This is a genomic window from Pseudomonas sp. EA_35y_Pfl2_R111 (assembly GCF_963970955.1).
Lineage (GTDB): Bacteria > Pseudomonadota > Gammaproteobacteria > Pseudomonadales > Pseudomonadaceae > Aquipseudomonas.
The window spans coordinates 643359-669624 of record NZ_CAXAOM010000002.1; the positions used below are offsets into that span (position 1 = coordinate 643359).

Annotated in this window: 25 protein-coding genes; 12 read left to right on the plus strand and 13 right to left on the minus strand. The window is 60.5% G+C overall.

Translation table 11 applies throughout. The annotated features are described in order from the left end of the window. Positions 1-8: 8 nt before the first annotated feature. The 3 genes from AACY25_RS11605 to AACY25_RS11615 all read left to right on the plus strand — a co-directional run bounded on the left by AACY25_RS11605 (position 9) and on the right by AACY25_RS11615 (position 2374). Positions 9-1355, plus strand: coding sequence for a class II 3-deoxy-7-phosphoheptulonate synthase (locus tag AACY25_RS11605; protein WP_339524661.1), 1347 nt, complete (start codon positions 9-11; stop codon positions 1353-1355). 70 nt (positions 1356-1425) lie between these two features. Beyond that, a complete protein-coding gene (locus AACY25_RS11610; protein ID WP_339524663.1) occupies positions 1426-1593 on the plus strand; it encodes a DUF2897 family protein in 168 nt (55 codons plus the stop codon). A gap of 22 nt (positions 1594-1615) precedes the next feature. Continuing rightward, positions 1616-2374, plus strand: a complete 759-nt coding sequence (locus AACY25_RS11615; protein WP_339524664.1) for a CPBP family intramembrane glutamic endopeptidase — start codon at positions 1616-1618, stop codon at positions 2372-2374. On the opposite strand, the gene AACY25_RS11620 is transcribed toward AACY25_RS11615, so the two are convergent. From AACY25_RS11620 to AACY25_RS11630, 3 genes are all read right to left on the minus strand, one after another. Continuing rightward, complete coding sequence (locus tag AACY25_RS11620; RefSeq protein WP_339524666.1) at positions 2325-3107, minus strand: transporter substrate-binding domain-containing protein; 783 nt, start codon at positions 3105-3107, stop codon at positions 2325-2327. The two genes, AACY25_RS11615 and AACY25_RS11620, sit on opposite strands and share 50 nt — an antisense overlap. A 111-nt stretch (positions 3108-3218) precedes the next feature. After that, a complete protein-coding gene (locus AACY25_RS11625) occupies positions 3219-3998 on the minus strand; it encodes a substrate-binding periplasmic protein (RefSeq protein WP_339524668.1) in 780 nt (259 codons plus the stop codon). A gap of 116 nt (positions 3999-4114) precedes the next feature. Next, positions 4115-4738: a TetR/AcrR family transcriptional regulator gene (locus AACY25_RS11630; RefSeq protein WP_339524670.1), complete on the minus strand. Its 624-nt coding sequence runs from the start codon at positions 4736-4738 to the stop codon at positions 4115-4117. Positions 4739-4981: 243 nt separating this feature from the next. Here AACY25_RS11630 and AACY25_RS11635 point away from each other — a divergent pair, with 243 nt between their 5' ends. The 7 genes from AACY25_RS11635 (at position 4982) to AACY25_RS11665 (ending at position 14374) form a co-directional block, all read left to right on the plus strand. Beyond that, positions 4982-6781 carry an acyclic terpene utilization AtuA family protein gene (locus AACY25_RS11635; RefSeq protein ID WP_339524672.1) on the plus strand — a complete coding sequence of 600 codons (1800 nt, stop codon included), beginning with the start codon at positions 4982-4984 and terminating at the stop codon, positions 6779-6781. A gap of 2 nt (positions 6782-6783) precedes the next feature. Next, on the plus strand, positions 6784-7662 hold the full coding sequence (locus tag AACY25_RS11640; RefSeq protein ID WP_339524674.1) for an SDR family oxidoreductase: 879 nt from the start codon (positions 6784-6786) through the stop codon (positions 7660-7662). Positions 7663-7666: 4 nt separating this feature from the next. Continuing rightward, positions 7667-9283, plus strand: a complete 1617-nt coding sequence (gene atuC / locus AACY25_RS11645; RefSeq protein ID WP_339524676.1) for a geranyl-CoA carboxylase subunit beta — start codon at positions 7667-7669, stop codon at positions 9281-9283. Between the two features lie 17 nt (positions 9284-9300). Then, a complete protein-coding gene (gene atuD / locus AACY25_RS11650; RefSeq protein WP_339524677.1) occupies positions 9301-10461 on the plus strand; it encodes a citronellyl-CoA dehydrogenase in 1161 nt (386 codons plus the stop codon). 121 nt (positions 10462-10582) lie between these two features. After that, positions 10583-11383 (plus strand): enoyl-CoA hydratase/isomerase family protein, encoded by an 801-nt coding sequence (locus AACY25_RS11655; RefSeq protein WP_339524678.1) that lies wholly within the window; start codon positions 10583-10585, stop codon positions 11381-11383. 55 nt (positions 11384-11438) lie between these two features. Continuing rightward, the gene (locus tag AACY25_RS11660; RefSeq protein WP_339524680.1) at positions 11439-13427 is read left to right on the plus strand and encodes an acetyl/propionyl/methylcrotonyl-CoA carboxylase subunit alpha; all 1989 of its coding nucleotides are present in this window, start codon (positions 11439-11441) and stop codon (positions 13425-13427) included. Between the two features lie 128 nt (positions 13428-13555). After that, complete coding sequence (locus tag AACY25_RS11665; RefSeq protein ID WP_339524682.1) at positions 13556-14374, plus strand: SDR family oxidoreductase; 819 nt, start codon at positions 13556-13558, stop codon at positions 14372-14374. Positions 14375-14401: 27 nt separating this feature from the next. Here the strand turns inward: AACY25_RS11665 and AACY25_RS11670 are convergent, their stop codons facing one another. Further along, complete coding sequence (locus AACY25_RS11670) at positions 14402-14785, minus strand: VOC family protein (protein ID WP_339524684.1); 384 nt, start codon at positions 14783-14785, stop codon at positions 14402-14404. 193 nt (positions 14786-14978) lie between these two features. Here AACY25_RS11670 and AACY25_RS11675 point away from each other — a divergent pair, with 193 nt between their 5' ends. Further along, positions 14979-16805, plus strand: coding sequence for a long-chain-acyl-CoA synthetase (locus tag AACY25_RS11675; protein ID WP_339524686.1), 1827 nt, complete (start codon positions 14979-14981; stop codon positions 16803-16805). A 7-nt stretch (positions 16806-16812) separates the two neighbouring features. Here the strand turns inward: AACY25_RS11675 and AACY25_RS11680 are convergent, their stop codons facing one another. From AACY25_RS11680 to AACY25_RS11720, 9 genes are all read right to left on the minus strand, one after another. Next, the gene (locus tag AACY25_RS11680; protein WP_339524687.1) at positions 16813-17310 is read right to left on the minus strand and encodes a hypothetical protein; all 498 of its coding nucleotides are present in this window, start codon (positions 17308-17310) and stop codon (positions 16813-16815) included. Positions 17311-17461: 151 nt separating this feature from the next. Further along, a complete protein-coding gene (locus AACY25_RS11685) occupies positions 17462-18220 on the minus strand; it encodes a hypothetical protein (RefSeq protein WP_339524688.1) in 759 nt (252 codons plus the stop codon). Then, positions 18217-18798, minus strand: a complete 582-nt coding sequence (locus tag AACY25_RS11690; protein ID WP_339524689.1) for an RNA polymerase sigma factor — start codon at positions 18796-18798, stop codon at positions 18217-18219. The genes AACY25_RS11685 and AACY25_RS11690 overlap by 4 nt, the downstream gene beginning before the upstream one ends. Then, positions 18795-20543 (minus strand): vWA domain-containing protein, encoded by a 1749-nt coding sequence (locus AACY25_RS11695; protein WP_339524690.1) that lies wholly within the window; start codon positions 20541-20543, stop codon positions 18795-18797. Before AACY25_RS11695 ends, AACY25_RS11690 begins: the two co-directional genes overlap by 4 nt. A 141-nt stretch (positions 20544-20684) precedes the next feature. Next, entirely contained in the window at positions 20685-21434 is a 750-nt protein-coding gene (locus AACY25_RS11700) for a hypothetical protein (protein ID WP_339524692.1), read from the minus strand. Positions 21435-21509: 75 nt separating this feature from the next. Next, positions 21510-22949 carry an aminotransferase-like domain-containing protein gene (locus AACY25_RS11705; protein WP_339524694.1) on the minus strand — a complete coding sequence of 480 codons (1440 nt, stop codon included), beginning with the start codon at positions 22947-22949 and terminating at the stop codon, positions 21510-21512. 233 nt (positions 22950-23182) lie between these two features. Further along, positions 23183-23995 (minus strand): OmpA family protein, encoded by an 813-nt coding sequence (locus tag AACY25_RS11710; RefSeq protein WP_339411876.1) that lies wholly within the window; start codon positions 23993-23995, stop codon positions 23183-23185. Beyond that, positions 23992-24348, minus strand: coding sequence for a DUF4398 domain-containing protein (locus AACY25_RS11715; RefSeq protein ID WP_339411878.1), 357 nt, complete (start codon positions 24346-24348; stop codon positions 23992-23994). The genes AACY25_RS11710 and AACY25_RS11715 overlap by 4 nt, the downstream gene beginning before the upstream one ends. Positions 24349-24357: 9 nt before the next feature. Continuing rightward, positions 24358-25185 carry a substrate-binding periplasmic protein gene (locus tag AACY25_RS11720; RefSeq protein ID WP_339411880.1) on the minus strand — a complete coding sequence of 276 codons (828 nt, stop codon included), beginning with the start codon at positions 25183-25185 and terminating at the stop codon, positions 24358-24360. A 111-nt stretch (positions 25186-25296) separates the two neighbouring features. On the opposite strand from AACY25_RS11720, the gene AACY25_RS11725 reads away from it, so the two are divergent. Further along, positions 25297-26226 carry an alpha/beta fold hydrolase gene (locus AACY25_RS11725; RefSeq protein ID WP_339411882.1) on the plus strand — a complete coding sequence of 310 codons (930 nt, stop codon included), beginning with the start codon at positions 25297-25299 and terminating at the stop codon, positions 26224-26226. Positions 26227-26266: the final 40 nt, after the last annotated feature.

Sequence of the window (26266 nt, forward strand, 5' to 3'; positions counted from 1 at the left end):
GAGCCGCAATGTCGCAACCCTGGAGCCCTGAAAGCTGGAGAGCCAAGCCGATCCAGCAACAACCGCAGTACCCGAACGCCGCGCAACTGGCCCAGGTCGAGCAGACCCTGGCCGGTTATCCGCCGCTGGTGTTTGCCGGTGAAGCCCGTGAACTGCGCCGCCAGTTTGCTGAGGTCACCCAGGGTCGCGCGTTTCTCCTGCAGGGTGGCGATTGCGCCGAGAGCTTTGCCGAGTTCAGCGCGGCGAAAATCCGCGACACCTTCAAGGTGCTGCTGCAAATGGCCATTGTCATGACCTTCGCCGCCGGTTGCCCGGTGGTCAAAGTCGGGCGCATGGCCGGCCAGTTCGCCAAGCCGCGCTCGGCCAACGATGAAACCATCGACGGGGTGACCCTGCCCGCCTACCGCGGCGATATCGTCAACGGCATCGGCTTCGACTCTGCCAGCCGCGTGCCGGACCCAGAGCGCCTGCTGCAGGCCTACCACCAGTCCACCGCCTCGCTGAACCTGCTGCGCGCCTTTGCCCAGGGCGGTTTTGCCGACCTGCATCAGGTGCACCAGTGGAACCTCGATTTTATCGCCAACTCCGATCTCGGCGAGAAGTACAGTGCGCTGGCCGACCGCATCGACGAAACCCTGGCCTTTATGCGCGCTTGTGGCATGGACGGCGCGGCGCAAGTGCGTGAAACCAGCTTCTTCACCGCCCATGAGGCACTGCTGCTGAATTACGAGCAAGCCTTTGTGCGCAAGGACAGCCTCACCGGCGGCAACTACGCCTGCTCGGCGCATATGCTGTGGATCGGCGACCGCACCCGCCAGTTGGACGGCGCGCATGTCGAGTTCCTGCGCGGCGTCGGTAACCCGATCGGGGTGAAAGTCGGCCCGAGCATGGACAGCGAAGAGCTGATCCGTCTGATCGACATCCTTAACCCGGATAACGACCCCGGCCGCCTCAACCTGATCGTGCGCATGGGCGCGGACAAGGTCGAAGCCGGCCTGCCACGCCTGATCCAAACCGTGCAGCGTGAAGGTCGCCAGGTGCTGTGGAGCAGTGACCCAATGCATGGCAACACCATCAAGGCCTCGAGCGGTTACAAGACCCGGGATTTCGCACAAATCCTCGCGGAAGTGAAACAGTTCTTTGCCGTGCACCAGGCAGAGGGCAGCTACGCCGGCGGTATCCATATCGAGATGACCGGGCAGAACGTCACCGAGTGCATCGGCGGCTCACGGCCGATCACCGAAGATGGCCTGTCGGACCGATACCACACCCACTGCGACCCACGGATGAATGCCGATCAGTCGCTAGAGCTGGCCTTCCTGATCGCCGAAACGCTCAAGCAGGTACGCCGCTAGGCTCTGGGCCGACCTGACAGACCAGCCACCGACAGGTTATGGTGACCACTTCCCACATGGAGGAACCATCATGACCTGGTATATCTGGCTGCTGATGCTTCTGGTGCTGGGCTCCATCATTGGCGGCCTGATGGTACTGCTGCGCACCGCGAAACCTCTGCCACTGAGCGAAGAGCAATTGGCAAATATCCGCCAACGTGAGCTGGAACAGAAAGCCAAGGACGCCAGCGAGCCTTAACCGCGAACGACAAGGATGTGCCATGCCGTTGCATCTACGCCTGCTGCTGCCCGCCCTGTGCTTGGCCGGCGGTTTTGCCCTGGGTTATATCCAGCTTCCAGGGCTGGCAGCCGGGGTCATGCTATGCGCATTGCTACTTTATGCCGACAAGCACGTGCCCAATGCGCTATGGACGTTACTACGCCTGCTGGCCTGTATTGCCTTCGCCGCCCATCTGGTTCCAGGCTTTAGCGCCACCCCCTTATGGCCACCGCGCCAACTCAGTATCGATGCCCCACCTTATGCCCTGCGTCTGTCCTGGGACAAATTGCTGGTCGGCATTACGTTGCTGGCCTGGTGGCTGGGGCAAAAACAAGCAAGCAAACCGCTGTCGGCGAACACCTGGCTAACGGCGGCAGCAACCCTGTTGGGCGTGCCACTACTGGCATTGGCGCTGGGCCTGGTTGGCTGGCAACCAAAATGGCCAGCCGAGCTATGGCTGTGGCTAGCGGTCAATCTGGGGGTGGCCGTACTGGCCGAAGAGTTACTGTTTCGCGGCTTACTGCAAAACAGTCTGGTCAACTGGCTCGGCGCCTGGATGGGGATTGGTCTGACGGCGCTGCTGTTCGCCGCCGTGCATCTGCCGTTCAGTCCACTGTTTGCAGTGGTTGCCGGCATCGCGGGCCTGGGTTACGGACTGATTTATCACTTCAGCGGGCGGATCAGCCTGGCCATTGCCCTGCACGGTGCGGTCAATCTGTTGCACCTGCTGCTACTGAGCTATCCGTTACGCGCGGGATAACCGCGACCTGATAGCGACTGAAAATCCTCTCTAACTGGCCGCTATCACGCAGCGCGTCATACAACACCGTAAACTGCTCTGGGGTGATGGGCGCCTGCGGACGCAACAGCACATGGTGGCGATAACGCTGGTCGACGCGTTCGGATATCAGCAGTTGCCCAGCGTATTGCCGATTGCGTTCGAGGAAGACACCAATATAGGAGCGCGTCACCAAGGCAATTTCAGCCCGCTGATGCAGCACCATCAGCAGATTGCTGTCATGGGAATGGGTCAGGGTGGCGTTGAAGGTCGTGCTCAGGTATTCCGGGGAGGAGTTGAAATTAGCAAAAGCGTAGTGATAACCATGGTAGAGCGCTAAGCGCTTACCCTCGAACGAATCAAAATAGCGCTGACTACGCCCAGGCTCAGCGCGAGCAACAAAAACTTCCGAATCTTCCAGGTGCATGTCCAACGCTACGTGCTGAATATTCCGCCAACCCCAATCCGGGTTTTCGAAGACAGCCAAATCAATGCGCTGGTATTCAAAGTCACGGAAGCGTCGCTTAACCGCGGTTGGCACCAAAACAAAGCGATAGTCCGTTTGGAGCTGATTCAGCGCTGCAACCAACTCGTCAAGTAAACCAGTGGTATGAGATTTCTCGGCTTTGAACACATAGGGTGGGAAATCTACAGCGGCCACGCGCACTTCCTGCGCCGCCATAAGCGGCATGGCCAGTAGCAACACCAGACTCATGCCAAAAAGCCTGCTTACCCCATGCCTGAAGAGCCCCATTCGACGCCAGCTTCCCTGTTTTTTGAATAGTCGCAGCCTACATCAGGCAAATCTGACCGAACAGTGCATTTTTCAGTCATTTATCAGCACGGATGCGTCATGCAAGTGGTAACGCCCCAATAGTTTATCCAGCTGCTTGTCACGATTGAGCTGCTTGAGCAACTCGGCAAAGGCTTGCGGCTGCATTACAGACTCAGGACGAAATAACGCCTGGTGCTGGTAGACCTGATCAACCCGCTGGGACACCAGCAAGGCACTGCTCTGCTCCGGGTGACGCTGTTGATAGGCACGGAGATAAGAACGCGTCACTACCGCCACATCCGCCCGGTCGCGCAGCAACATAACCAGGTTGCTGTCGTGCGAATAGGTCAACACCGCATCGAATTCATCGGCGAGAAACTGCTTATCCGAACTGAACCCGGCAAAACCATAGTGATAACCGCTGTAAAGGGCCATGCGCTTGCCCTTGAGGTCATTGAAATAGCGTTCATCACGCCCTGGCTGCAGACGGGCGACATAGACTTCAGCATCTTCGATATGCAGATCCAGGGCGGTATGCTTAGTGTCCTGCCATCCCCAGGCCGGCGACTCAAACAGGATCAAATCGAAACGACCATTCTGCAGGTCACGATAACGGCGCATCGTCGAGGTCGCGACCAGGGTAAAACGGTAGTCACTTTGTAATTGATTGAGCGCCTGCAATAACTCCGGCAGCAGGCCTGTTGGGCGCTCACTTTCCGGTTTGATCACATAAGGCGGGAAATGATAGGCCCCCACTCGCACGTCTTCTGCAGATTGCGCCACGCAGACTGCAGAAAGCATCAACACGAGCAGCAGACCTCGTAACAGCATGGTCAATCGGTGAACCTCACAACAAAACGCAGGGACTTCTTCCGTGACCGGAACCGCTAACAATCCATTGACGCCAAAATACTATCAATGTGCCACCCTAGCGTAGCTGAATTCTCTCAAGTGTCTTTGATGACCAGCGACAATGCTTCTTCGGCCAGCTGATCGAGAGTCATCGGTCCTTCAGGGCGGAACCAAGTAGTAGTCCAGCTTAGCGCGCCGGTCAGTAGGCGGCGCAAGATAAACGGGTCAGCCTTGAAATAACCGGCCGCCTTGGCCTCGTCCAGCACCTGCAGCCAGAGTTGTTCGTAGTTGTCGCGCAACTCGAGGATAAACGCCTGTCCCGGCTCCGACAGCGAACGCCATTCGTACACCAGCACTGCCATGGCCTCACCAGTGCCGCCCATGATCGACTGCAGCTCGCAGCGAATCAGCGCCAGCACCCGGCCGCGCAGATCATCCGACTCGGCCAACGAGGCCTGCATCAGCGCGGTGTTGTAGCGAATGGTTTCCTCCATCACCGAACGCAGAATCTCGTCCTTGCTCTTGAAGTGATGAAAGATGCTACCGGACTGAATGCCTACCGCACTGGCCAGGTCGCGCACCGTGGTGCGCTCGTAGCCCTTGCTGCGAAACAGGTGTGCTGCAGTTTGCAGCAGCTTGCCGCGTGCGCTGTCCGGATCGGTGATCTGCCCGCTGGCCACCAGTTGCTGCATCACCGCCTGCGCTTGTTGATCATCCACGCTAAGTACTCTCCAACTCTCTTTTGTGCCTCGGGCCAAGCGGCCCAGCCTGCAATTGCACGCTGGTTCTCAGCTGGTTTACCCAAGTGCTTGTCGTTATTAGTGAAATTTATGCTGCGCCAGCCACCCAAGCAAGCGCTTGGCCGCACTTTCGGTTAGAAATATTCGCCTTGGGGCTTTCAAACCAAGCGCTTGCTTGGTAGCCTTCAGGCCACCTTATTCATGTGTTGCGGACCTAATCCAATGACTAAAACCGTACGCATCGGCTGCGCTTCCGCCTTCTGGGGTGACACCAGCACCGCCGCTGCCCAGCTGGTGAAAGGCAGCGAACTGGACTACCTGGTATTCGACTACCTGGCCGAAGTGACCATGTCGATCATGGCGGGCGCACGGATGAAGAAACCTGACGCCGGCTACGCCACCGATTTTGTGGAAACCCTTGCGCCACTGCTGGCCGATATCGCCGCCAAGAACATCCGCGTGATCAGCAACGCCGGCGGGGTCAACCCCAGCGCCTGCGCCGCCGCTCTGGCAGCCGCTTGCGAGCAGGCCGGGGTCAACTTGAAGATTGCTGTGCTGCATGGCGACAACCTGCAACCCAAGCTCGGCGAGCTGGCCAAGGCCGGCACCGTGGAAATGTTCAGCGGCGCACCGTTGCCGCCCTTCTGCGTCTCGGTCAACGCCTACCTCGGTGCACCGGGCATCGTCGAAGCCTTGAAGCTCGGCGCGGATATCGTCATCACCGGTCGCGTAGTCGACAGCGCCGTGGTCAGCGCCGCCCTGGTGCATGAATTCGGTTGGAGCTGGAGCGACTACGACCAGCTTGCTCAGGCCGCGCTGGCCGGGCATATCATCGAGTGCGGCGCGCAGTGTACCGGCGGCAATTTCACCGATTGGGAAAGCGTGCCGGACTACGAACACATTGGGTTCCCAGTGGTGGAAGTGGCAGCCGATGGCAGCTTTATCGTGACCAAGCCGGAAGGTTCCGGCGGCTTGGTCACGCCTTTTACTGTGGGCGAGCAGATGCTTTATGAAATCGGCGATCCGCGCGCTTACCTGCTGCCGGACGTGATCTGCGATTTCACCCAGGTCGAGCTCAGCCAGGTCGGCGAAAATCGCGTGCTCCTCAAAGGCGCCCGCGGCCTGCCGCCGACAGATCAATACAAGGTCAGCGCCACCTACCCGGACGGTTTCCGCTGCACGGCGAGCTGCCTGATGGCGGGCGTCGATGCGGTGAAAAAAGCCCGGCGGGTCAGCCAGGCGATCATCAACAAGACCGAGGAAATGTTCGCCGAACGGGGCTGGGCCGCTTATCAGGAGGTCAGTATCGAACTGCTCGGCAGCGAAGCCACTTACGGCATGCATGGCCAGCGCACCGACACCCGCGAGATCGTGATCAAAATCGCCGTGCGCCATGCGAAGAAGGAAGCCTTGATCCTGTTCTCCCGTGAAATCGCCCAGGCGGCCACCGGCATGGCACCGGGGCTGACCGGCATCGTCGGTGGTCGCCCTACGGTGTACCCGGTGATCCGCCTGTTCTCCTTCCTCGCCGACAAAGGTAATTGCGCGCTGGAAGTGGAGTTGCAGGGACAACGGCACGCCGTTGTGCTACCGCAGCCTCAGGCATTAAAGCTGGCGGATCTGGCCGTCGACGCCGAACCGCCGGTCGCGCAAGGCGATGCCGACGCCAGCGTGCCATTGATCAAATTGGCGGTGGCGCGCTCCGGCGATAAGGGCAACCACAGCAATATCGGTGTTATGGCGAGAAAGCCCGAATATCTGGCGTGGATCGCGGCTGCGCTGACCCGCGAAGCAGTGGTCGACTGGATGGGCCACGTGCTCGACCCACAGATCGGCCGCGTTGACCGCTGGTATCTACCAGGCAGTTATAGCCTTAATTTTCTGCTGGAGAACGCCCTAGGCGGTGGCGGCGTAGCTAGCCTGCGCATCGACCCGCAAGGCAAGGCCTTCGCCCAACAGTTGCTGGAATTCCCGATACCGGTGCCCAAGGCGCTGGCCGCTAGCCTCGAACAAGGACAATAACAATGAGCTACGACTCGGTTTTTAAACCCGGCCTATTTAGCGGCCAAACCATTCTGGTCACCGGTGGCGGCAGCGGCATCGGGCGTTGCACCGCCCACGAACTGGCGGCCCTCGGCGCTCATGTGGTGCTGGTCGGACGCAAGGCCGACAAGCTGGAAAAGACCGCCGGCGAAATCCGTGAGGATGGCGGCAGCGTCAGCTTCCAAGTCTGCGATATCCGCGATGAGGAATCGGTCAAGGCCATGGTCGCAGCAGTGGTCAGCGAGCGCGGGGCGATCCACCACCTGGTCAACAACGCCGGCGGTCAGTACCCCTCGCCGCTTGCTTCGATCAACCAGAAAGGCTTCGAGACCGTGGTACGCACCAATCTGGTCGGAGGCTTTCTTGTGGCCCGCGAGGTGTTCAACCAGAGCATGAGCAAGACCGGCGGCAGCATCGTCAATATGCTCGCCGACATGTGGGGCGGCATGCCCGGCATGGGTCACTCCGGGGCGGCGCGCGCCGGGATGGAGAACTTCACCAAGACCGCCGCCGTCGAGTGGGGCCACGCCGGGGTGCGAGTGAATGCCGTAGCACCAGGCTGGGTCGCCTCCAGCGGCATGGACACCTACGAGGGCGCGTTCAAGGCGGTGATCCCGACCCTGCGCGAGCACGTGCCGCTCAAGCGCATCGGCACAGAATCGGAAGTCTCAGCGGCCATCGTCTTTCTGCTATCTCCAGGTGCCGCCTTTATCAGCGGCAACACGGTGCGCATCGACGGCGCCGCCAGCCAGGGTAGCCGCGCCTTCCCGCTGTTCAAGGCCAAGGCCGGGCAAAGCCAGTCTTACAACGGCTTCCACCGGGCCTACCTGCCCGATGTGCTGAAAGACCAGGGAGAGTGATGCGATGCCGGTAATCCACTCCGAGATCGACATGCATGGCGAGGACTTCGCCAAGAACCGCGAAGCCATGCTCGCCGCCGTGGCCAGCTTTCGCCAGATCGAACAGAACTGCCTGAACAAGGCGGCTGAAGCCAAAGCCAAGTTCGAAAAGCGCGGCCAGCTGCTGCCGCGTGAGCGCCTGAACCTGCTGCTCGACCCCGGCGCGCCGTTTCTCGAACTCTCATCGCTGGCCGGCTACAAACTGCACGATGACAAGGATGGCACCCAGGCCGGTGGCGGGATTATTTCCGGTATCGGCTATATCGCCGGGGTGCGCTGCCTGGTCAGCGCCAGCAACAGTGCGATCAAAGGCGGCACCATCTCCCCGACGGGGCTGAAGAAAACCCTGCGCCTGCAGCAGATCGCCTTCGAGAACAAACTGCCGGTGGTGGCGCTGACCGAAAGCGGCGGTGCCAATCTTAACTACGCCGCCGATATCTTTGTCGAAGGCGCTCGCGGCTTTGCCAACCAGGCGCGCATGTCGGCCATGGGCCTGCCGCAGATCACCGTGGTGCACGGCTCCAGCACCGCTGGCGGCGCTTACCAGCCGGGGCTGTCCGATTATGTGGTGGTGGTGCGCGGCAAGGCCAAGATGTTTCTCGCCGGCCCCCCCTTGCTGAAAGCTGCCACCGGCGAGATCGCTACCGATGAGCAGCTGGGCGGCGCCGAAATGCATGCCCAAGTCGCCGGCACCGCCGAATACCTGGCCGAGAACGACGCCGATGGCGTGCGCATCGCCCGTGAAATCCTTGCCATGCTGCCGTGGAATACCCAACTGCCGGCGCGGCCCACCAAGGTCTACAACGAGCCGTTGTATCCAGCCGAAGACCTGCTCGGCCTGGTGCCGGCGGACGCCAAAAAGCCCTACGACGTGCGCGAAATCATCGCTCGTATCGCCGACGGCTCGGCCTTTCTCGACTTCAAGAACGAGTTCGACAACCAGACCGTCTGCGGCCACTTGCAGATCGAAGGCCAGCCCTGCGGTTTTATCGGCAACAACGGCCCCATCACCCCGCAAGGTGCGGCCAAGGCGGCGCAATTTATCCAGCTGTGCGAGCAGAGCAACACGCCAATCCTGTTCTTCCACAACACCACCGGCTTTATGGTCGGCACCGAGTCGGAACAGCTCGGGGTGATCAAACACGGCTCGAAGATGATCCAGGCGGTGGCCAACGCCACGGTGCCGAAACTCACCATCGTCGTTGGCGGCTCGTATGGCGCCGGCAACTACGCCATGTGCGGTCGCGGCCTCGACCCGCGCTTTATCTTCGCCTGGCCCAACAGCAAAACCGCCGTGATGGGCGGTGCCCAGGCCGGCAAGGTGCTGCGCATCGTCACCGAGGACAAACACCTGAAGGAAGGCAAAGAAGCCGACCCGAAAATGCTCGACATGCTGGAAACCGTCACCGCGCAGAAACTCGACAGCCAATCCACCGCGCTCTACGGCACCGCCAGCCTGTGGGACGACGGCCTGATCGATCCGCGCGATACGCGCAAGCTGCTCGGATATCTGCTGGATATCTGTGCCGAAGCGGCTGTTCGCCCGCTTAAAACCACCACTTTCGGCGTAGCCCGCCTGTAACCCTTCGGAGAATAAAAATGATCTTTACCCAAGAACACGAAGAGCTGCGCCGCACGGTCCGTAACTTTGTCGACAAGGAAATCAACCCGCACGTCGAGCAATGGGAAAAGGACGGCCGCTTCCCGATCCACGATATTTTCAAGAAAGCCGGTGACCTCGGCCTGCTGGGCATCTCCAAGCCCGAGAAGTTCGGCGGCATGGGCCTGGACTACAGCTACTCAATCGTCGCCGCCGAAGAGTTCGGCACCATCATCTGCGGCGGCATTCCGATGTCCATCGGCGTGCAGACCGATATGTGCACCCCGGCCCTGGCGCGCTTCGGCTCCGATGAGCTGCGCGAAGAGTTCCTCAAGCCGGCGATTGCTGGCGAGATGGTTGGCTGCATCGGCGTTTCCGAAGTAGGTGCTGGCTCGGATGTGGCCGGGCTGAAAACCACCGCCAAGAAAGACGGTGACGACTATGTGATCAACGGCAGCAAGATGTGGATCACAAACTCGCCAAGCGCCGACTTTATCTGCCTGCTGGCCAACACCAGCGATGACAAGCCACACGTCAACAAGTCGCTGATCATGGTGCCGATGAACACCCCAGGCATTTCGGTCAGCCCGCATCTGGACAAACTCGGCATGCGCAGCTCGGAAACCGCCCAGGTGTTCTTTGACAACGTGCGCGTACCGCAGCGCTACCGCATCGGCCACGAAGGTGCCGGCTTTATGATGCAGATGCTGCAGTTCCAGGAAGAGCGCCTGTTCGGCGCAGCCAACATGATCAAGGGCCTGGAGCACTGCATCAACGCCACCATCGACTACTGCAAAGAGCGCAAGACCTTCGGCAATGCGCTGATCGACAACCAGGTCATCCACTTCCGCATGGCCGAACTGCAGACCGAAGTCGAGTGCCTGCGCGCCCTGGTTTACCAGGCCACCGAGCAGTACGTGCGTGGCCGCGACGTCACCAACCTGGCCTCGATGGCCAAGCTCAAGGCCGGCCGCCTTGGCCGTGAAGTCACCGACAGCTGCCTGCAGTACTGGGGCGGCATGGGCTACATGTGGGAAAACCCGGTGGCCCGCGCCTACCGCGACGTGCGCCTGGTAAGCATCGGCGGCGGTGCCGACGAAATCATGCTCGGCATTATCTGCAAGCTGATGGGCATTCTGCCGGGTAAGAAGAAAGACTAAGAGCGGAAAACCGTAGGGTGGACATCGCTGTTTATGTCCACCGTGACACCGCCCGGTGGGTCGGTAAAGCGTGACCCACCCTACGGCCTGCGTCTTCAGCGCCACGTAAGAGGATTACCTGATGCCAGCTCTACCCGATTGCCAAACCCTGCTGCTAAGCCTCGACGCCGGGGTGCTGCATATCACCCTCAATCGCCCAGACAGCCGCAACGCCATGAGCCTGGCCATGGTCACGGAACTGCGCGCAGTACTGGAAAGCCTGCGTAATGATCTCAGCGTGCGTGCCATTGTGCTGCGCGGCGCCGGTGGGCATTTCTGCGCGGGTGGCGATATCAAGGATATGGCCGGTGCCCGAGCGGCCGGTGGCGACCCCTACCGCAGCCTTAACCGCGCCTTCGGCAGCTTGCTGGAAGAAGCGCAGAACACGCCACAGGTGCTGATCGCCGTGCTCGAAGGCGCGGTGCTGGGCGGCGGTTTCGGCCTGGCCTGCGTGTCGGATATCGCCATCTGCCAGCAGGACGCCAAGTTCGGTTTACCGGAAACCACTCTCGGGATTCTGCCGGCGCAGATCGCGCCCTTTGTGGTCAAGCGCATCGGCCTGACCCAGACCCGTCGCCTGGCCCTGACCGCCGCCCGTTTCAATGGCAGCGAGGCCGAACGCCTGGGTCTGGTGCATTTCAGCGAAGCCGATAGCGAAGCCGTTGACGCCCGTTTGCACCAGGTACTTAGCCAGGTACGCCAATGTGCGCCCCAGGCCAATGCGCAGACCAAAGCCCTGCTGCTGGCCGCCGAAAGCGAAGCACTCGGGCCATTGCTGGACCGCGCCGCCGAGCAGTTTGCCGCGGCGGTAACCGGCGGCGAAGGCATCGAGGGCACCATGGCCTTTATGCAGAAACGTGCGCCGAAGTGGGCTGCTGAATAAGCCCCCTACAACATGACCTGATCGCCAGGTTTACGATCCCAGCAGGAGCACACAGATGCCCGCCTTTAACAAAATTCTGATCGCCAACCGCGGGGAAATCGCCTGCCGGGTGATGCGCACCGCTCAGGACCTCGGCTACCGCACCGTGGCCGTCTACTCGGAAGCCGACGCCGGCGCACGCCATGTGCAGCAAGCCGATGAGGCTGTGTGTATTGGCCCAGCGCAGGTCAATCAGTCCTATCTCGTCATCGACAACATTATCAAGGCAGCGCAGAAAACCGGGGCTGATGCGATCCACCCCGGCTACGGTTTTCTCTCGGAAAACGCCGACTTCGCCCGCTCCTGTGAGGCTGCCGGCATCGTGTTTATCGGCCCGACGGTGGAAGCCATCCACCTGATGGGCAGCAAGCGCCTGTCGAAGATCGCCATGCTCGAAGCCGGCGTGCCGTGTATTCCCGGCTATGAAGGAGCGGCCCAGGATGAGGAAACCCTGATCCGCGAAGCCGGCCGTATTGGCTACCCGCTGATGATCAAGGCCAGCGCCGGTGGTGGTGGCCGTGGCATGCGCCTGGTGCACCAAGCCAGTGAACTGGCCGAGCAAATCCGTACCGCCCGCTCCGAAGCACAGAACGCTTTCGGCTCTGGCGAGCTAATTCTCGAACGCGCGGTGATTCAGCCACGCCATGTGGAGATCCAGGTATTCGGCGATAGCCAAGGCAACATCGTTTACCTCGGCGAGCGCGACTGCTCGGTACAGCGCCGCCATCAAAAAGTGGTCGAAGAAGCGCCCTGCCCAGTGATGACACCTGAGCGGCGCCAAGCCATGGGCGAAGCGGCGGTCAAAGCTGCTGCCTCGGTCAACTACGTCGGCGCCGGCACGGTGGAATTCTTGCTGGATCAGAGCGGCGAATTCTTCTTCCTGGAAATGAACACCCGCCTGCAGGTCGAGCACCCAGTCACCGAATTGATCACTGGGCAAGACTTGGTCGCCTGGCAGATTCGTGTTGCCGAAGGTCAGCCGCTACCGCTCAGGCAAGACGAAATCCGCCTAACTGGCCACGCCATGGAAGTGCGTTTGTACGCCGAAGACGCCACGCAGAACTTCCTGCCACAGACCGGCACCGCGCTGCGCTGGGAACCGGCGCTGCGTGACGGCATTCGCATCGACCACGGCCTAGTTGAAGGCCAGGTCATCAGCCCGTTCTACGACCCGATGCTGGCCAAAGTCATTGCCTACGGTGCCACCCGCGAAGAGGCGCGGCGCAAGCTGGTACGCGCAGTAGAGGATTGCGTGCTGCTCGGCGTCAACGGCAACCAGCGTTTCCTCGCCAACCTGCTAAGCCACCCGGAGTTCGCTGCCGGCAACGCCACCACCGCGTTTATTGCCGAACATTTCGCCAGCGACCCGAGCCTCAGCCCGCAACCGCCGCAAGTCGCTGAACTGGCTGCCGCTGCCGTCTTGCTGTTTCAGCAATCGGCCAATACTCGTGCGCATCAAGGCGGCCTGGCCGGTTGGCGCAACGCCGGCAGTGCGCCATGGCGCTTTGTGCTTAAACACGGTGAGCAGAACTGCAACGTGGCGCTGGAGGTACTGGCCGACGGTGCGCAGCCCAAGCTGTTGGCCACGCTCGGCGAACAGCAGGTCAGCCTCACCCTGTTGGCCAGCGATGGTCGTTGGGCCACGCTGGAAGTGGACGGTATTCGTCAGCGCTTGGCCTACCACCTAGAGGGCGACAACCTCTGGCTGTATGGCCATAACGGCAACCTGCAACTGACCGACATTACCCACCTGCCGGTCAGCAGCGCTGCCGGTGCTGGATCGGGCAGCGTCAAAGCACCGATGGACGGCGCGATCGTCGAGGTGCTGGTCGAGGAAGGCGCCAGCGTCAGCAAAGGCCAACTGCTGGTGGTGCTGGAAGCGATGAAGATGGAACACCCGCTCAAGGCCAGCATCGACGGTGTGGTACGCCGCATTGGCGTCAGCCGTGGCGATCAGGTGAAGAACCGCCAGCTGCTGGTGGAAATCGAAGCCACAGACGCGTAGGGACAGAAACGTAGGATGGGTTGAGCAGAGCGATGCCCATCGGCACACAAAATTGTTGGGTATCGCCGCGCTCAACCCAACCTACAAAAGCGGCTCAGACGAATAACAAAAAAACACGGAGAACGTCCATGTCACTGCAAGGCAAAACCCTGTTTATCACCGGTGCCAGCCGTGGCATCGGCCGTGAAATCGCTCTGCACGCCGCGCTTGAGGGGGCCAATATCGTGATTGCGGCGAAAAGCGCCGAGCCTCACGCCAAGCTGCCCGGCACCATCCACTCGGTGGCCGCCGAGGTCGAGGAAGTCGGCGGAAAGGCCCTGGCCCTGCAAGTCGATGTGCGTGACGAGAACGCGGTAAAAGCGGCCATGACCCAGGCGGCCGAACACTTTGGCGGCATCGACGCGCTGATCAATAACGCCGGCGCGATCAAGCTGGTCGGTGTGGAGAAACTCGAACCCAAGCGCTTCGACCTGATGTTCCAGATCAACACCCGCGCAGTGATGGTCTGCAGCCAGGCGGCCCTGCCCTACCTCAAACAGAGCAAGGGCCATATTCTTAGCCTGTCGCCGCCGCTTAACCTCGACCCCAAGTGGTTCGCCAACTACGGCCCCTACACCACCACCAAGTACGGGATGAGCATGCTGACCTTAGGCATGCATGAGGAATTCAAGAAGTACGGCATCAGCGTCAATTCGCTGTGGCCAAAAACCGTAATCGCCACCGCGGCCATCGAGTTCGAAGCCGGCGGCCCGGCTGTAATGAAAGCCGCGCGGGTACCCGCAATCATGGCCGACGCGGCTTATGCCATCCTTTCGAGCAGTGAGCGCAGCATCAGCGGCCGCCTGCTGATCGACGAAGAAATCCTCCGCGAACAGGGTCAGAACAATTTCGAGCAGTACCGCTTTGACCCGACCGGCAAGCTGATGACTGACCTGTTTGTCGATTGAGTACGTTGCACTTCGCCTGACCAGGCATTAGGTGTCTGGCTTAAGCCGCCAGGGCGGGTTCAAGCGATTTTCGCCGGCGTGATACAGGCACAGCGGATTGCCGTCCGGGTCCTGCAGATAGGCCTCGCGCCACAGCCAAGACTGATCGGTCGGCAGCATGCTGAACTCAAAACCCTGGGCCTGCAGGCGGGCGACGGTCTGATCCAGCTCCGCACATTCAAAGTAGATCAGCGTCTGGCTGGCAGGCACCTGCGCAACTTTGCTCAGGGAAAAACTCGCCTGACCATCTGGGCAGCAAAACCTTGCATAGTCCGGCAGGCTCTCGACAATCAGCTGCAGGCCCAGGCCCTGGTAGAAGCGAATAGAACGCGGCACATCGGTGACCGCCACGGTGACTTGGTTCAGGTTCATCGTCTCTCCTGGTTCAACACGCAATCGCGCGAGCGTGTCGAACTAATGCCATAGCTCCAGGCCAGCTGACAATACGCAAGCGCGCTATTTGCCGATCTGCCCTGCCCGGCTTGCGCCAGAGCCATGGTAGGGCTGCATGCGGGCAACTAGAGTTGGGCTTCGCCGCCCTATAACAACCCTAAGCGCGAGAACCATGAGCCAGACCGACCTGATTTCCCCACTGCGTTTCCTTGCCTGCCTACCCCAGCACCTGCCACGCGTACCCCGCATGCTGCGCGGCCTGTATTACGCTGGCATTCGCAATCGCGAGAAAAACCTGTCGCTGGCCTGGGCACTGGAGCGCACGGCGCAGCAGCATCCCGAACGCCCGGCGCTGCTGGATGAGTCGCGTAGTCTCAGCTATGCCCAGTTCAACGCCTGGGCCAACCGCCTGGCCTGGGCCTTCAAGGCTGAAGGCGTGCGCCATGGCAGTGTGGTGGCGGTGATGCTGGAGAATCGCCTAGAGCTGCTGGCAACCCTCGCCGCCCTAAGCAAGCTCGGCGCGGTCGGTGCGCTGGTCAACACCACCCAGCGCGGCAAGGTGCTGGCGCATAGCCTGAATCTGGTCAAACCGGGCTTTATGCTAATCGGCGCGGAATTAGTGGACGTCTTCACTGAGGTCGCCGAGCTGCTGGAAAACCCGCAAACACCGCGTTACTGGATCGCCGATCAGGACTGCCAGCAGGACGCAGGCCAGGCACCGGACGGCTGGACCAACCTGATGCAATTGGCGCGCAGCCAGGCCAGCGATAACCCGCCGGATAGCGCCAAGGTGCAGATGAAAGACCCCTGCTTCCTGATCTACACCTCCGGCACCACCGGCCTGCCCAAGGCCTCAATCATGAGCCACGGCAAGTGGATCAAGGCCTACGGCGGCTTCGGCCACTCCGGGCTAACCCTGAGCAATCAAGATGTGCTCTACCTGACCCTGCCCTGTTATCACAACAATGCCGTGACCGTGTGCTGGAGCGCCGCCATCGCCGGTGGCGCGGCCATCGCCCTGCGCCGCAAGTTCTCCGCCAGCGCCTTCTGGCCGGATGTGCAGCGTTATCAGGCTACCTGCTTCGGCTATATAGGCGAGCTGTGCCGCTACCTGCTTAACCAGCCCGAGTGCGCGGCAGAGCAGAACAACAGCCTGCGCTGCATGATAGGCAACGGTCTGCGGCCCTCGATCTGGGCCGAATTCAAGGCACGCTTCGGCGTTGAGCAGATCACCGAGTTCTATGCATCAAGCGAAGGCAATATCGGTTTTACCAACGTGTTCAACTTCGACAACACCGTAGGTTTTTCCCCCGCCACCTACGCCATCGTGCGTTACGACCTAGAGAGCGACTGCGCCATCCGCACCGCCAAAGGCTTTCTGCAGAAGGCAGACAAAGGCGAGTCGGGCTTGCTGATCAGTGAAATCAGCGCCAAGTGGCCGTTCGACGGCTACACCGACCCGGCCAAGAGCGAGGCGGCGATTCTGCGCAACGTATTCAAGAAGGGCGATGCCTGGTTCAACACCGGCGACCTGATGCGCGACATCGGCTGCAAGCACGCGCAGTTTGTCGATCGTCTGGGCGATACCTTCCGCTGGAAAGGCGAAAACGTATCGACCACTGAGGTGGAAAACGTCCTGGGCGCGTTTCCAGGGGTGGAAGATGCGGTGGTGTACGGCGTGGAAATACCCGGCACCAATGGCCGCTGCGGTATGGCCGCGCTGCGCTTGAGTGAGGGCCAGCACCTGAATAGCACCGCCCTTGCCGCGCACCTGGATGCTGAATTACCGGTGTACGCCGCGCCGCTGTTTATCCGCCTGTTGGGCGAGGTGGAAACCACCGGCACCTTCAAATACAAGAAGACTGACCTCAAGCAGGCCGCCTACAACCCCGCTACGGTGCAGGAACCACTGTGGGTGCGCCTGCCGGGCCAGGCGCGCTTTACCCCGCTGGATCACAGCCTATTTACCGCCATAGGCGAGCAGGCCTACCGCTTCTGATTACCGGCTACCGCTTGAACTCAAATTCCAGCTGCGCACCCTCGACCGATTGCCAGTAGTCATCATCACGCTCGTTGGTGATCAGCTTGCCATTGAGTTGAAAAGGCTCCTCAGTCTTGTCCTTGTCACCAAACATCGGCGGCAATAAGGGGATCGACAAGTCGCTGAGTGGCGCCACCGGCGGCAGGGGCTCGAAGACATTGGTATGCAGGCTCAGATCCAACGGCACTTTTGGCTTTTCACGTTCGGGCTTGGGAGCAACCACAGCTGGTTTCGACTTGGCTTGAACCACCGCCGCGGGTTTTGGCTCAGGGGGGCGGGGCTGCGCTGGCTGGTTTACCGCAGGTGCGGGCTCGGTCTTGGCTGGTTTGCTGGTAACCGTGGCTGGCGCCGGTTGAGTCTTGACGGTTTCAACCTTGGGCTTTGCAGGCGGGTTGGTGCTTTGCTCACAGGCAGCCACTGACAACAGAGTCAGCAGCAGGGCGAGGCTTCGAATAGGCAACATAAGCAGGTACAAAGGCAGTAACACAAGCCACTATGCTGGCCCCTACCCCGCACTCTGGCAAGCCCGTAGTCGGTACAGCAGGTAACAACGCACTGAGCCTCAGCCAACGGCACATCGGTATCGATGACCGCCAGCGACGTGCCTACACCGCTTATTCAGGCGCCTGCAGTTGCTGCAACTGCGCGTCGATATCCAGCTCGGGATGCTCGCGCATCAGTTGCAATAGCAAGGCATCAGCCTCATCCGTCCAGCCGTCACGGCGCAGCTTGAGCAAGCGCTGCAACTCACTGCGCAGTTGCACCTCAGTCTGCCTGCCTAGCGCTTCTGGCATTTTTTCTGGGGCAGAAACCGCTGGCGTAACATCATGCAACGTATCGGCCGCCGACTCTTCACTCAGCAGCTGACTGGACGCACCGGCCGACAGCTTTTTTTCGGCCTTGGCGGCATCTGCGCTGTAGCCCTGAACTATCGGAGCAGACTGCGCCGCACGTGAACGTTCCGGCTCATCAGCCACCGCAGCGGACTCCGCCAGTGGTGCGGGCATCGGCGCAGATTGCGGTGCCATCCTCGCCGCAGCCGGTGCCATCGGCGCGCCGCTGGGCACGGCATCGAAGGCATCCGGTGCCTGCTCAAAGGTGCGCCAGGTCAGGCTTACACCAATCCCCAGGCAGGCGACTCCGGCCAAGGCCGCGGACCAGCGCTGCCGGCCACCCGCGCCAAACAGCCAACTGTACAGGCGCGCGCCCAAACCGGGTTTGGCCTCATCTGTGGCCGCGTTGCGCACGGCGGCGTTGGCGGCTGCGAGAATCTGCGCATCCAGCTGTGCGCTGGGCTCACCGCCGTTGTGCTGGCGAAAATGCGCAAGCATCTGCCGCTCGTGCTCATCGGATATATGTTGATCGTGGTTCATACGGGCAACTCCTCGGCGGCCGGGTCAGCCAGCAGCCGACGTAACTTCTGCAAGGCATAGCGCAAACGGCTTTTCACCGTTTCTGTGGGTATCTGGGTCAGCTCGGCGATCTCAGCCAGCTCCAAGTCACCATGGGCGCGCAGCAGAAACACTTCGCGCTGCTCTGCCGGCAAATCCGCCAGGGCCGCCTGCAGACGCTGCTGATCGCGACTCAGGCTGAGCTGCTGCTCGGGGCCCGGCTGCGGGTCGTGCGGGGCATGCTGCTGTTCCTCGTACTCAGCATGCCCCGCCTGGTGCCGACCATGCTTGCGCCAGGCGTCGATCAACCGGTTACGGCCGATCTGGTACAACCAGGTTTTGAACAGCACCGCATCGCGCTGTTCACTCTGGCTGCGGATCAGACTCATCCAGGTGTCCTGAAACACCTCCTCGGCCAGGGCATGGTCGCCACACAGGCCAAGCAGAAAGCGGAACAAGCCGAGCCGGTGGCGCTGATACAACTCGGCGAAAGCCGCCGCATCACCGCGGCGGTAACGCCGCAACAAGGCGGCGTCGTCATCCGTGAGGGGTCGATTCACTGCTGTACTCGTGCGCTAGTTGAACGGGTCGACGCAGTTTGCAGACTCTGCGCCAGTTCCACCAGCTGCACGAACTCGGCACGCAGGCCAAAACGGTCGGCACCTTTTGCGTTGCGCGCCAGTTCGGCGCTGTCGGCCAGGCTAAAACGACCGGTGTAGGTATCGCCTTTAAGCTGTTGGGCGAAGGCGGCCACCGCTGCGGCAAAGCGTAGGTCTTCGCTGGCCTCGCTGACGGCACGTGTATCGTTGTCCTGAATTGGCTGCTCAAGCAGTTTGCTGACGTCCTGCCCTGGCGCCTTGTAACGAATGCGCAGCCAGGCCAGTTCGCCCGCTTTGCCGTCGTTTTTTGCAGCGGCCTGATAGCGCAGCGGCTCCAACCAGCCCTTGCGGCCCACCGGCACTACTTCATAGAGCGCGGTTACCGTGTGGCCTGCGCCAATTTCGCCGGCATCGACCTTGTCGTTGCTGAAGTCTTCACGCTTTAGCGCGCGGTTCTCGTAACCCAGCAGGCGATACTCGCTGACCTCAGCCGGGTTGAACTCGACCTGAATCTTCACATCGCTAGCCACGGTCGCAAGGGTCGAACTGAGCTGATCAACCAGCACCTTGCGCGCCTCGCGCAGGTTGTCGATATAGGCGTAGTTACCATCACCAGCGTCGGCCAGCTGCTCCATCAACTGCTCGTTGTAGTTATCGGTGCCAAAGCCCAGGGTAGTCAAAGAGACGCCGGTTTTGCGCTTGTCGGCGGCCAGTTGCTTGAGGGTTTCAAAATCGCTGATGCCAACGTTGAAGTCGCCATCGGTGGCCAACAGGATGCGGTTGATGCCGTCGTTGATAAAGCCCTGCTGCGCCTGCTGATAGGCCAGTTGAATGCCTGACTCACCGGCAGTGGAGCCGCCCGCCGTCAGTTGATCGATGGCTGCGCGGATCTTGGCTTTCTCGCTGCCGGATGTTGGCTCCAGCACCACGCTGGATGAGCCCGCATAGACCACCAGCGACACCTTGTCCTGGGCGCGCAGCTGCTCGCCCAGCAGCTTCAGGGTGCTTTGCACCATGGGCAGGCCATCGCGGCGATCCATCGAGCCGGAGACATCCACCAGAAACACCAGATTGGCCGGCGGCAGCTCGTCTACCCGCAGATCCGAGGCCTTGATGGCGATACGCAGCAGGCGGCTCTCGGAGTTCCACGGCGTAGCCGCCAGCTCAGTGTGTACGCCAAATGGCACATCACTTGTGGGCAGCGGGTAGGCGTAGGGGAAGTAATTGACCAGCTCCTCCAGGCGCACGGCATCCTGCGGCGGCAATTGCCCGCCATTGAGGAAACGCCGCACATTGGCGTAGCTGCCAGTATCCACATCGATGCTAAAAGTCGAAACCGGCGACTCAGCCACAGCATGCACCGGGTTGTCGGCCAGTTTCTGATACTGCTCGCGGTTCTCGTCACGATAGCCCGGCGGCAAGGCATCGACCTGCACAGACATCGGCATCGGCGCATAGGCCACGCTGGGCATCACCGCCCTGCCCGCCACCTGGCTTTTGCGTTGCAATTCAGCGGGGGCAGCGGCCAGCTGTTCATGCAGCTCGGCACGCTCACGCTTATGGGCTTGGTCGCTGAGCTGCGGGCTGCCAGCCTCGGTGGCCGGTGCGTCGGGGCTGGCGGCGCTGCAAGCGCCGAGGCTGATCAGTACGCCGGCGGCAAAACCGGCAAGCAGCGGACGGGTAAGCAATACGGGGTAAGCAGACATGGGGGGCATCTCCTGGGCGATCAAACAGACCATTCGCTCAGGTAGACGCAGAGGTGTCGGCAGACGGGTTAACCGTTCGTAAAAATGTTCCCATCAGCCGTAAAGGCCAGCTGGAGAATACTGGGAAGGTCGCCCCCGGTTTTAGGGTGCTTGGATATCCGACAGCCCATATTTGCTCTTTAAGCGTTGCAGCAAGTGGGATTCGTCCTGCAAAAACTGGTTGAACTGAGCAATGATCTGCGGCTGCGTGCGCGTGGACAGAAAAAACTGCGGTCGATAGTGCGGCAAGCGTTCGTTTAACACGAGCCTGTCACCAGCCGGGATATCGTTCGTGTACTGATACCAGTTGAGCGCACTTGCTTCGTAGAAGATACCACCCACCCGGCCTTGCCGAGCAAGCGCCACTAGGCTGTCCTGAGTGTTAGCGAATTGCAGCTCGATAACGCCATTGGCGATGTCGACTTTGTAAGGCCAGGCATCGAACCCTCTCACGGTGGCAATCGCCGCAAGTTCTGCGAGCGATTTGTCGCGGTTCGCCGGCAACACGAAGAGCCCCTCGATGGCCTGGTAGACGGTATTGCTGTAGGTGACGGCCTTGTCCTTGCGCATGTCGCGCTGCCAAAGCGGATTATCGGGAAATTTGAAATCCAGTTCGTCAGTGCTGAGGAAGTTGCGGTAAAGGCGCTTCACCGGCAAATGAACATAGTGGAAGTTATAGCCGTATTTGCTGGCGAAATGATCCAGCACATCCCGGCCATAGCCGCGGTAGTGAACCGCAGTTCCGTCGTAGATCGGGTAGAAGTTGATCGCTTCTACCCCAACGGTGAAGTCGGCTCCACGAGCGCCCTGTACGCCCAGTAACAGGCAGAGTAACGCAACAATCGTCCGCACCGGTTTCCCTGCCTTATGTGTCCTACTGGCGATGGTAGAGTACTGCGGCGCAGGCTGATAGGACCAGACGTAGCCTCAGGAAACCGCCACACCCTCCTGACACAACTGCCCGGCCAGCATGCCCAACGTCATCAAGGCGCGCTCAGCTTCGCGGTTCCACGGAATGCCACAGTTCAGCCGGATGCAGTGGTTGAACTGCTCGGTATTACTGAAGATCAGGCCTGGCGCGATGCTGATGCCCTGCTGCAGCGCACGTACGTGTAGGTCCTTGGTATTAACCCGCGCCGGCAGGCTGACCCAGAGAATAAAGCCGCCCTTGGGCCGACTCATCTGCGTGCCTTCGGGGAAGTACTGCTGCACCGCCAGCTGGAAGGCGCTGAGATTTTTGCGGTACTCCTGACGGATAAAGCGCAGGTGGCGGTCGTAACCGCCGTTCTCCAGATACGCCGCTACCGCCATCTGCGTCACGCTGCATGCCGAGTGGGTGCTAAAGGTCTGCAGGCGCTGAATTTCATCCTGATACTTGCCGGCAACAATCCAGCCGATACGTACACCGGGGGAGAGAGTTTTGGAGAAGCTCGAGCAATACACCACCCGCCCTTCACGATCATGGGATTTGAGCGCCTTGGTCGGACCCTGCTCGAACATCAGCTCGCCGTAGATATCGTCTTCGATGATCTGGATATCGTAATCACCAGCCAAGCGCAGCAACTGGCGCTGACGCTCCTCGGGAATGGTGCCGCCCAGCGGGTTGCTCAGCCGCGCAGTCAATACCAACGCCTTGATCGGCCATTGGTTGGCCGCCAGTTGTAGGGCTTCCAGGCTGATACCGGTGGTTGGGTCGCTGGGAATCTCGATGACTTTCAGGCCCAGCAGGTCAGCCAGTTGCAGCAGGCCGTAATAGGTCGGCGACTCTGCGGCAATCAAATCACCCGGTTTGGTCAGCACGCGCAGGCTCATCTGCAGGGCATCCACACAGCCGTGAGTGATCACCACTTCAGTCGGGTCAACCACCACACCGGCATCGCGCATGCGAATCGCCACTTGGCGCCGCAGCGGCTCAAAACCCGGGCTGAACATATAGCTAAAGGCCCGGGCACTGTGAAAACGGGTGACCTTGGCCAGTTGCTGGTGCAACGCGCGCACCGGCAGGTAATCCACATGCGGCACCGCTGCGCCGAGGGGAAACACGCCCTCGCGACGTGACTCGGTGAGCACCTGATTGATAATGCTGCTGCGCGTCACCAAGCCAGGGCGCTCTACGCGGGCGATATCGGGAGTTGGCGCAGTCAGGGCAGGGGTCTGGTGCACGTAGAAGCCAGACTGCGGGCGGGCGCGAATCAGACCCTGATCTTCCAAGTTGGCGTAGGCCTGCAGCACAGTCGCGTGGCTGACGCTGAGCTGCGCACTCATCTTGCGCACCGAAGGTACACGCTCACCGGGCTGGTAAACGCCGCGGCGGATGTCTTCCGCCAGTTGCTGGGCAATACGCTGATAAAGCAACAGATTGGTCATGACCGCGTTCCTGCTTGACTGAACCGTAACAGTAAACCGGGCTTTTACGATTGCACCGGTACAGCTCACTGAATTGTGGGCGATACAGTGCGAACCCGCCAGGACTGTAGCGGTTCAATTAACAGGTGTATGGACTGTGCGGCGATGCCTAGCGACTGCCCGCAGGCTGCGCCGATCTGAATGACAGGCAATAAAAAGCCCCGGCCAACCGGGGCTTTTAAACGACGCAAAACTTAGCGCGACGAGCCCAGGTTGCCTTGCTCATCGGAGAACACGATCTCTACCCGGCGATTTTGCGCCCGGCCTTTCGCTGAGGCATTTTCGGTTACCGGGAAGCTCTCGCCATGGCTCTGCACTTCGATGCGTTTACCATCGATGCCCAGATCGACCAGTACATCGGCCACTGCCTGGGCACGAGCGCGGGATAGCTCAAGGTTTTCCTGGGCATCGCCACGGCTGTCGGTATAGCCCTCGATGCGCACGATGCGCCGGGGATTGAGCTGAAGGAACTGCACCAACTTCAATACTGTGCGATTGGCCGAGGCCTTGAGGTCGCTGTGGCCGGCATCGAACAGCACATCGCCCAGGGTCATCACCAGGCCGCGCTCGCTCTGGCTGGTGGCCAGGCTGACCATCTGCTCTTCAAGCCAATTGCTTTGATCCTGCACGCTGAGCAGCTTGGCCTCACGCAAGGCTAACTGCAGGCGCTGACGCTCCAGCTCCAGCTTGACCGCACGCTCTTGGTTCAGATTGAGCGCGCTCTTCTGCCCAGCAATCGCACTGTATTGCTGGCTGAGATAGGCATAGTGACTGACATCAGCGCCGCTGCCCCAATAGCTCGACAGCCGATCAGCCTTGGCCAGCGACTCACCAGCGCGAATCAGGTCCTTGGGCGCACTGCGCAGCACATCGGCATCTTCCTTGACCTGCTGAAAGGCGGCGTTCGCCTCCTGTAGTGCTTGGTCGCTTGAGCTGTGCGATGAGGCGCAGCCGGTCAACAGCAGCGCCACGAAAAGCGCCGACAGACTTAGCTGAGCATGCTTCATTGCAAGCCTCCCAGCTGTTTGCGCAAGCGGTTGATGGCGTTACTCAGTTCGGCCAGTTGCTGCTGGCTTTTCTCGGTCAGGTGCTCGGCTTCAGCCAGTCGCGCATCCAGCTCGGCCTGCTCGGCATACACCCGCGCCTGTTTGTAATCCTCATCCTGCATAGCCGCTTGGGCCAATGCGAGCTTTTCCTCGGCCAGGCGCAGCGAAGCCGATTGCTCAGCAGAAATACCCAGCGCCTTGGCCTGACTAAGCGCTTGTTCGGTCAAGCTCAGCTGCTCATTAGGCGCAGGGTCGGATGCACAGGCACTGAGCATGAGCGGCAGCAAGGCCGCACAAATACGTCGATAAATCACAGATTTTCCCTACTGTTCAGCTTCACCGGTGGGGGCGAGCTGTTGATCTTTCCAGCGCTGCAGATTGCGTTGCAGCAAGTCGTCCGGCAAACCGCTGGCGATCGCCTCGTTCATTTTCTTCGCCAACATGCCGCGCAGCCACGCATCGTTGCAGGCCGAGTTATGCGACAACGTCAGGTATAAACCTTCGCTGGAGATCGGTGGATCGAGCACCAGCAGATCGTCCTGCATGCCCAAGCTATCGGCCAGAGCCTGCCCCGGATAACGCTCGTAAAGCACATAGTCGGTACGCCCAAGCAAGAGCTTCTGGAACGCCTGGGTCAGGCTGGCAACGCCTTCCAGAGTCAGATTACTCTTGGCGTAGGCATCAAATGTCTGGCCAAAACTGTTGTTAACCAAGGTATCGCCGGTGCGATTGCGCAAGTCATCCCAGCCGGCGTAGGGGAACTCGGCACCGCGATGTACCCAGACCACACTTGGGGTATAGAAAAACGCCGGATGCACGTAATCCATGACTTCCAGGCGCGGCAGAGTCAGAAACGCCCCGGCAATCAGGTCGACACGACCGGTGCGCACTTCATCCTGTGCCCGTGACCAGGGCCCGGTATAGATGATATCCACCACCACACCCAGCTCCTTGGCCAGGTGCTGCAGCAGGTCGGCATTGGCGCCGATCAGTTGTTGAGGATTCTGCGGGTCACGCCAGAGGTATGGCGGATACTCCGGATTACCAGTCGCCACCAGGCGTTCGCACTTGCCTGCTGCAACGGCTAAAGCCGGCATCAGCAGCGCTGCAAACAACAGGAGAAACGACCTATAAAAACCACGCTCAAGCATTGGCGACTTCTCGACTTAACCTTGGATGGGCGTCTGCGGCCACACATCGGGAGACTTCTGGATCATGCTAGCTTAATACGCATCCATACGAATTCGCGATAAAGACTAATCATGAAAAAACTGATCGCAGCCTTAATGCTACTGCTAACCGGCACTGCAGCCCTGCTCTACCTGTCACCCGCCGCTTTGTTGACGAGCGTACAGCTGGTGGAGCGACAACGCGCCGGGCTAAGTCTCAAGCAGATCAGCGTGGGCGATCTTAGCATTCATTACTACGAGGGCGGCCCAAGCAGCGCACAAACCATCCTGATGGTGCACGGCTTTGCGGCCAACAAGGATAACTGGCTGCGTTTCGCTCGGCACCTCAGCCAGGATTACCGGATTATAGCCCTCGACCTGCCAGGCTTCGGTGCCAGCGACAAACCAGCCGGGAGCTACGATGTTGGCACCCAGACCGAACGCCTGGCCAGCGTGATTGATGCGCTGAAAATAGAACAGCTGCACCTGATCGGCAACTCCATGGGCGGGCATATCAGCGCGCTATATGCCGCACGCTATCCACACAAGACTTTATCTCTGGCACTACTCGACAACGCCGGTATCACCTCGCCGCAGCCTAGCGAACTGATGCAACGGCTGCAGCGCGGCGAGCCCAATCCGCTGGTGGTAAAAAGCCCCGAGGATTTTCAGCGCCTGCTCGATTTTATCTTCGTGCAGCCGCCCTATCTGCCGGAATCGCTCAAGGTCTATTTCGCCGAGCAGGCCATCGCCAATAGCGCGCACTACGACCAGGTATTCGCCCACCTGATCGAACGCTATATCCCGTTGGAACCGGAGCTGCCGAAGATCCAGGCACCGACGCTGATCATCTGGGGCGCAGAAGATCGTGCACTAAACGTATCCAGTGTCGAGGTCATGCAGCCCCTGCTGCGCAAACCCAGCGTGGTTATCCTGGCGGATACCGGCCATGCGCCGATGATTGAACGGGCGGAACTGACCGCACAGCACTACCGGACCTTTCTCCAAGCATTGCCGGATTAGCGCCAAAATATAGGCAATAAAAAACCCGCTCAGTGAGCGG

Bases quoted from the DNA above. Each gene is read 5' to 3' on its own strand.
- atuC (WP_339524676.1), top strand. From the start codon at position 7,667: ATGCCGGTAATCCACTCCGAGATCGACATGCATGGCGAGGACTTCGCC.
- AACY25_RS11680 (WP_339524687.1), bottom strand. From the start codon at position 17,310: ATGTTGCCTATTCGAAGCCTCGCCCTGCTGCTGACTCTGTTGTCAGTG.
- AACY25_RS11725 (WP_339411882.1), top strand. From the start codon at position 25,297: ATGAAAAAACTGATCGCAGCCTTAATGCTACTGCTAACCGGCACTGCA.
- AACY25_RS11695 (WP_339524690.1), bottom strand. From the start codon at position 20,543: ATGTCTGCTTACCCCGTATTGCTTACCCGTCCGCTGCTTGCCGGTTTT.
- AACY25_RS11665 (WP_339524682.1), top strand. From the start codon at position 13,556: ATGTCACTGCAAGGCAAAACCCTGTTTATCACCGGTGCCAGCCGTGGC.
- AACY25_RS11720 (WP_339411880.1), bottom strand. From the start codon at position 25,185: ATGCTTGAGCGTGGTTTTTATAGGTCGTTTCTCCTGTTGTTTGCAGCG.
- AACY25_RS11670 (WP_339524684.1), bottom strand. From the start codon at position 14,785: ATGAACCTGAACCAAGTCACCGTGGCGGTCACCGATGTGCCGCGTTCT.
- AACY25_RS11685 (WP_339524688.1), bottom strand. From the start codon at position 18,220: ATGAACCACGATCAACATATATCCGATGAGCACGAGCGGCAGATGCTT.
- AACY25_RS11640 (WP_339524674.1), top strand. From the start codon at position 6,784: ATGAGCTACGACTCGGTTTTTAAACCCGGCCTATTTAGCGGCCAAACC.
- AACY25_RS11705 (WP_339524694.1), bottom strand. From the start codon at position 22,949: ATGACCAATCTGTTGCTTTATCAGCGTATTGCCCAGCAACTGGCGGAA.
- AACY25_RS11710 (WP_339411876.1), bottom strand. From the start codon at position 23,995: ATGAAGCATGCTCAGCTAAGTCTGTCGGCGCTTTTCGTGGCGCTGCTG.
- AACY25_RS11610 (WP_339524663.1), top strand. From the start codon at position 1,426: ATGACCTGGTATATCTGGCTGCTGATGCTTCTGGTGCTGGGCTCCATC.
- AACY25_RS11620 (WP_339524666.1), bottom strand. From the start codon at position 3,107: ATGAGTCTGGTGTTGCTACTGGCCATGCCGCTTATGGCGGCGCAGGAA.
- AACY25_RS11635 (WP_339524672.1), top strand. From the start codon at position 4,982: ATGACTAAAACCGTACGCATCGGCTGCGCTTCCGCCTTCTGGGGTGAC.
- AACY25_RS11660 (WP_339524680.1), top strand. From the start codon at position 11,439: ATGCCCGCCTTTAACAAAATTCTGATCGCCAACCGCGGGGAAATCGCC.
- AACY25_RS11675 (WP_339524686.1), top strand. From the start codon at position 14,979: ATGAGCCAGACCGACCTGATTTCCCCACTGCGTTTCCTTGCCTGCCTA.
- AACY25_RS11655 (WP_339524678.1), top strand. From the start codon at position 10,583: ATGCCAGCTCTACCCGATTGCCAAACCCTGCTGCTAAGCCTCGACGCC.
- atuD (WP_339524677.1), top strand. From the start codon at position 9,301: ATGATCTTTACCCAAGAACACGAAGAGCTGCGCCGCACGGTCCGTAAC.
- AACY25_RS11625 (WP_339524668.1), bottom strand. From the start codon at position 3,998: ATGCTGTTACGAGGTCTGCTGCTCGTGTTGATGCTTTCTGCAGTCTGC.
- AACY25_RS11605 (WP_339524661.1), top strand. From the start codon at position 9: ATGTCGCAACCCTGGAGCCCTGAAAGCTGGAGAGCCAAGCCGATCCAG.
- AACY25_RS11615 (WP_339524664.1), top strand. From the start codon at position 1,616: ATGCCGTTGCATCTACGCCTGCTGCTGCCCGCCCTGTGCTTGGCCGGC.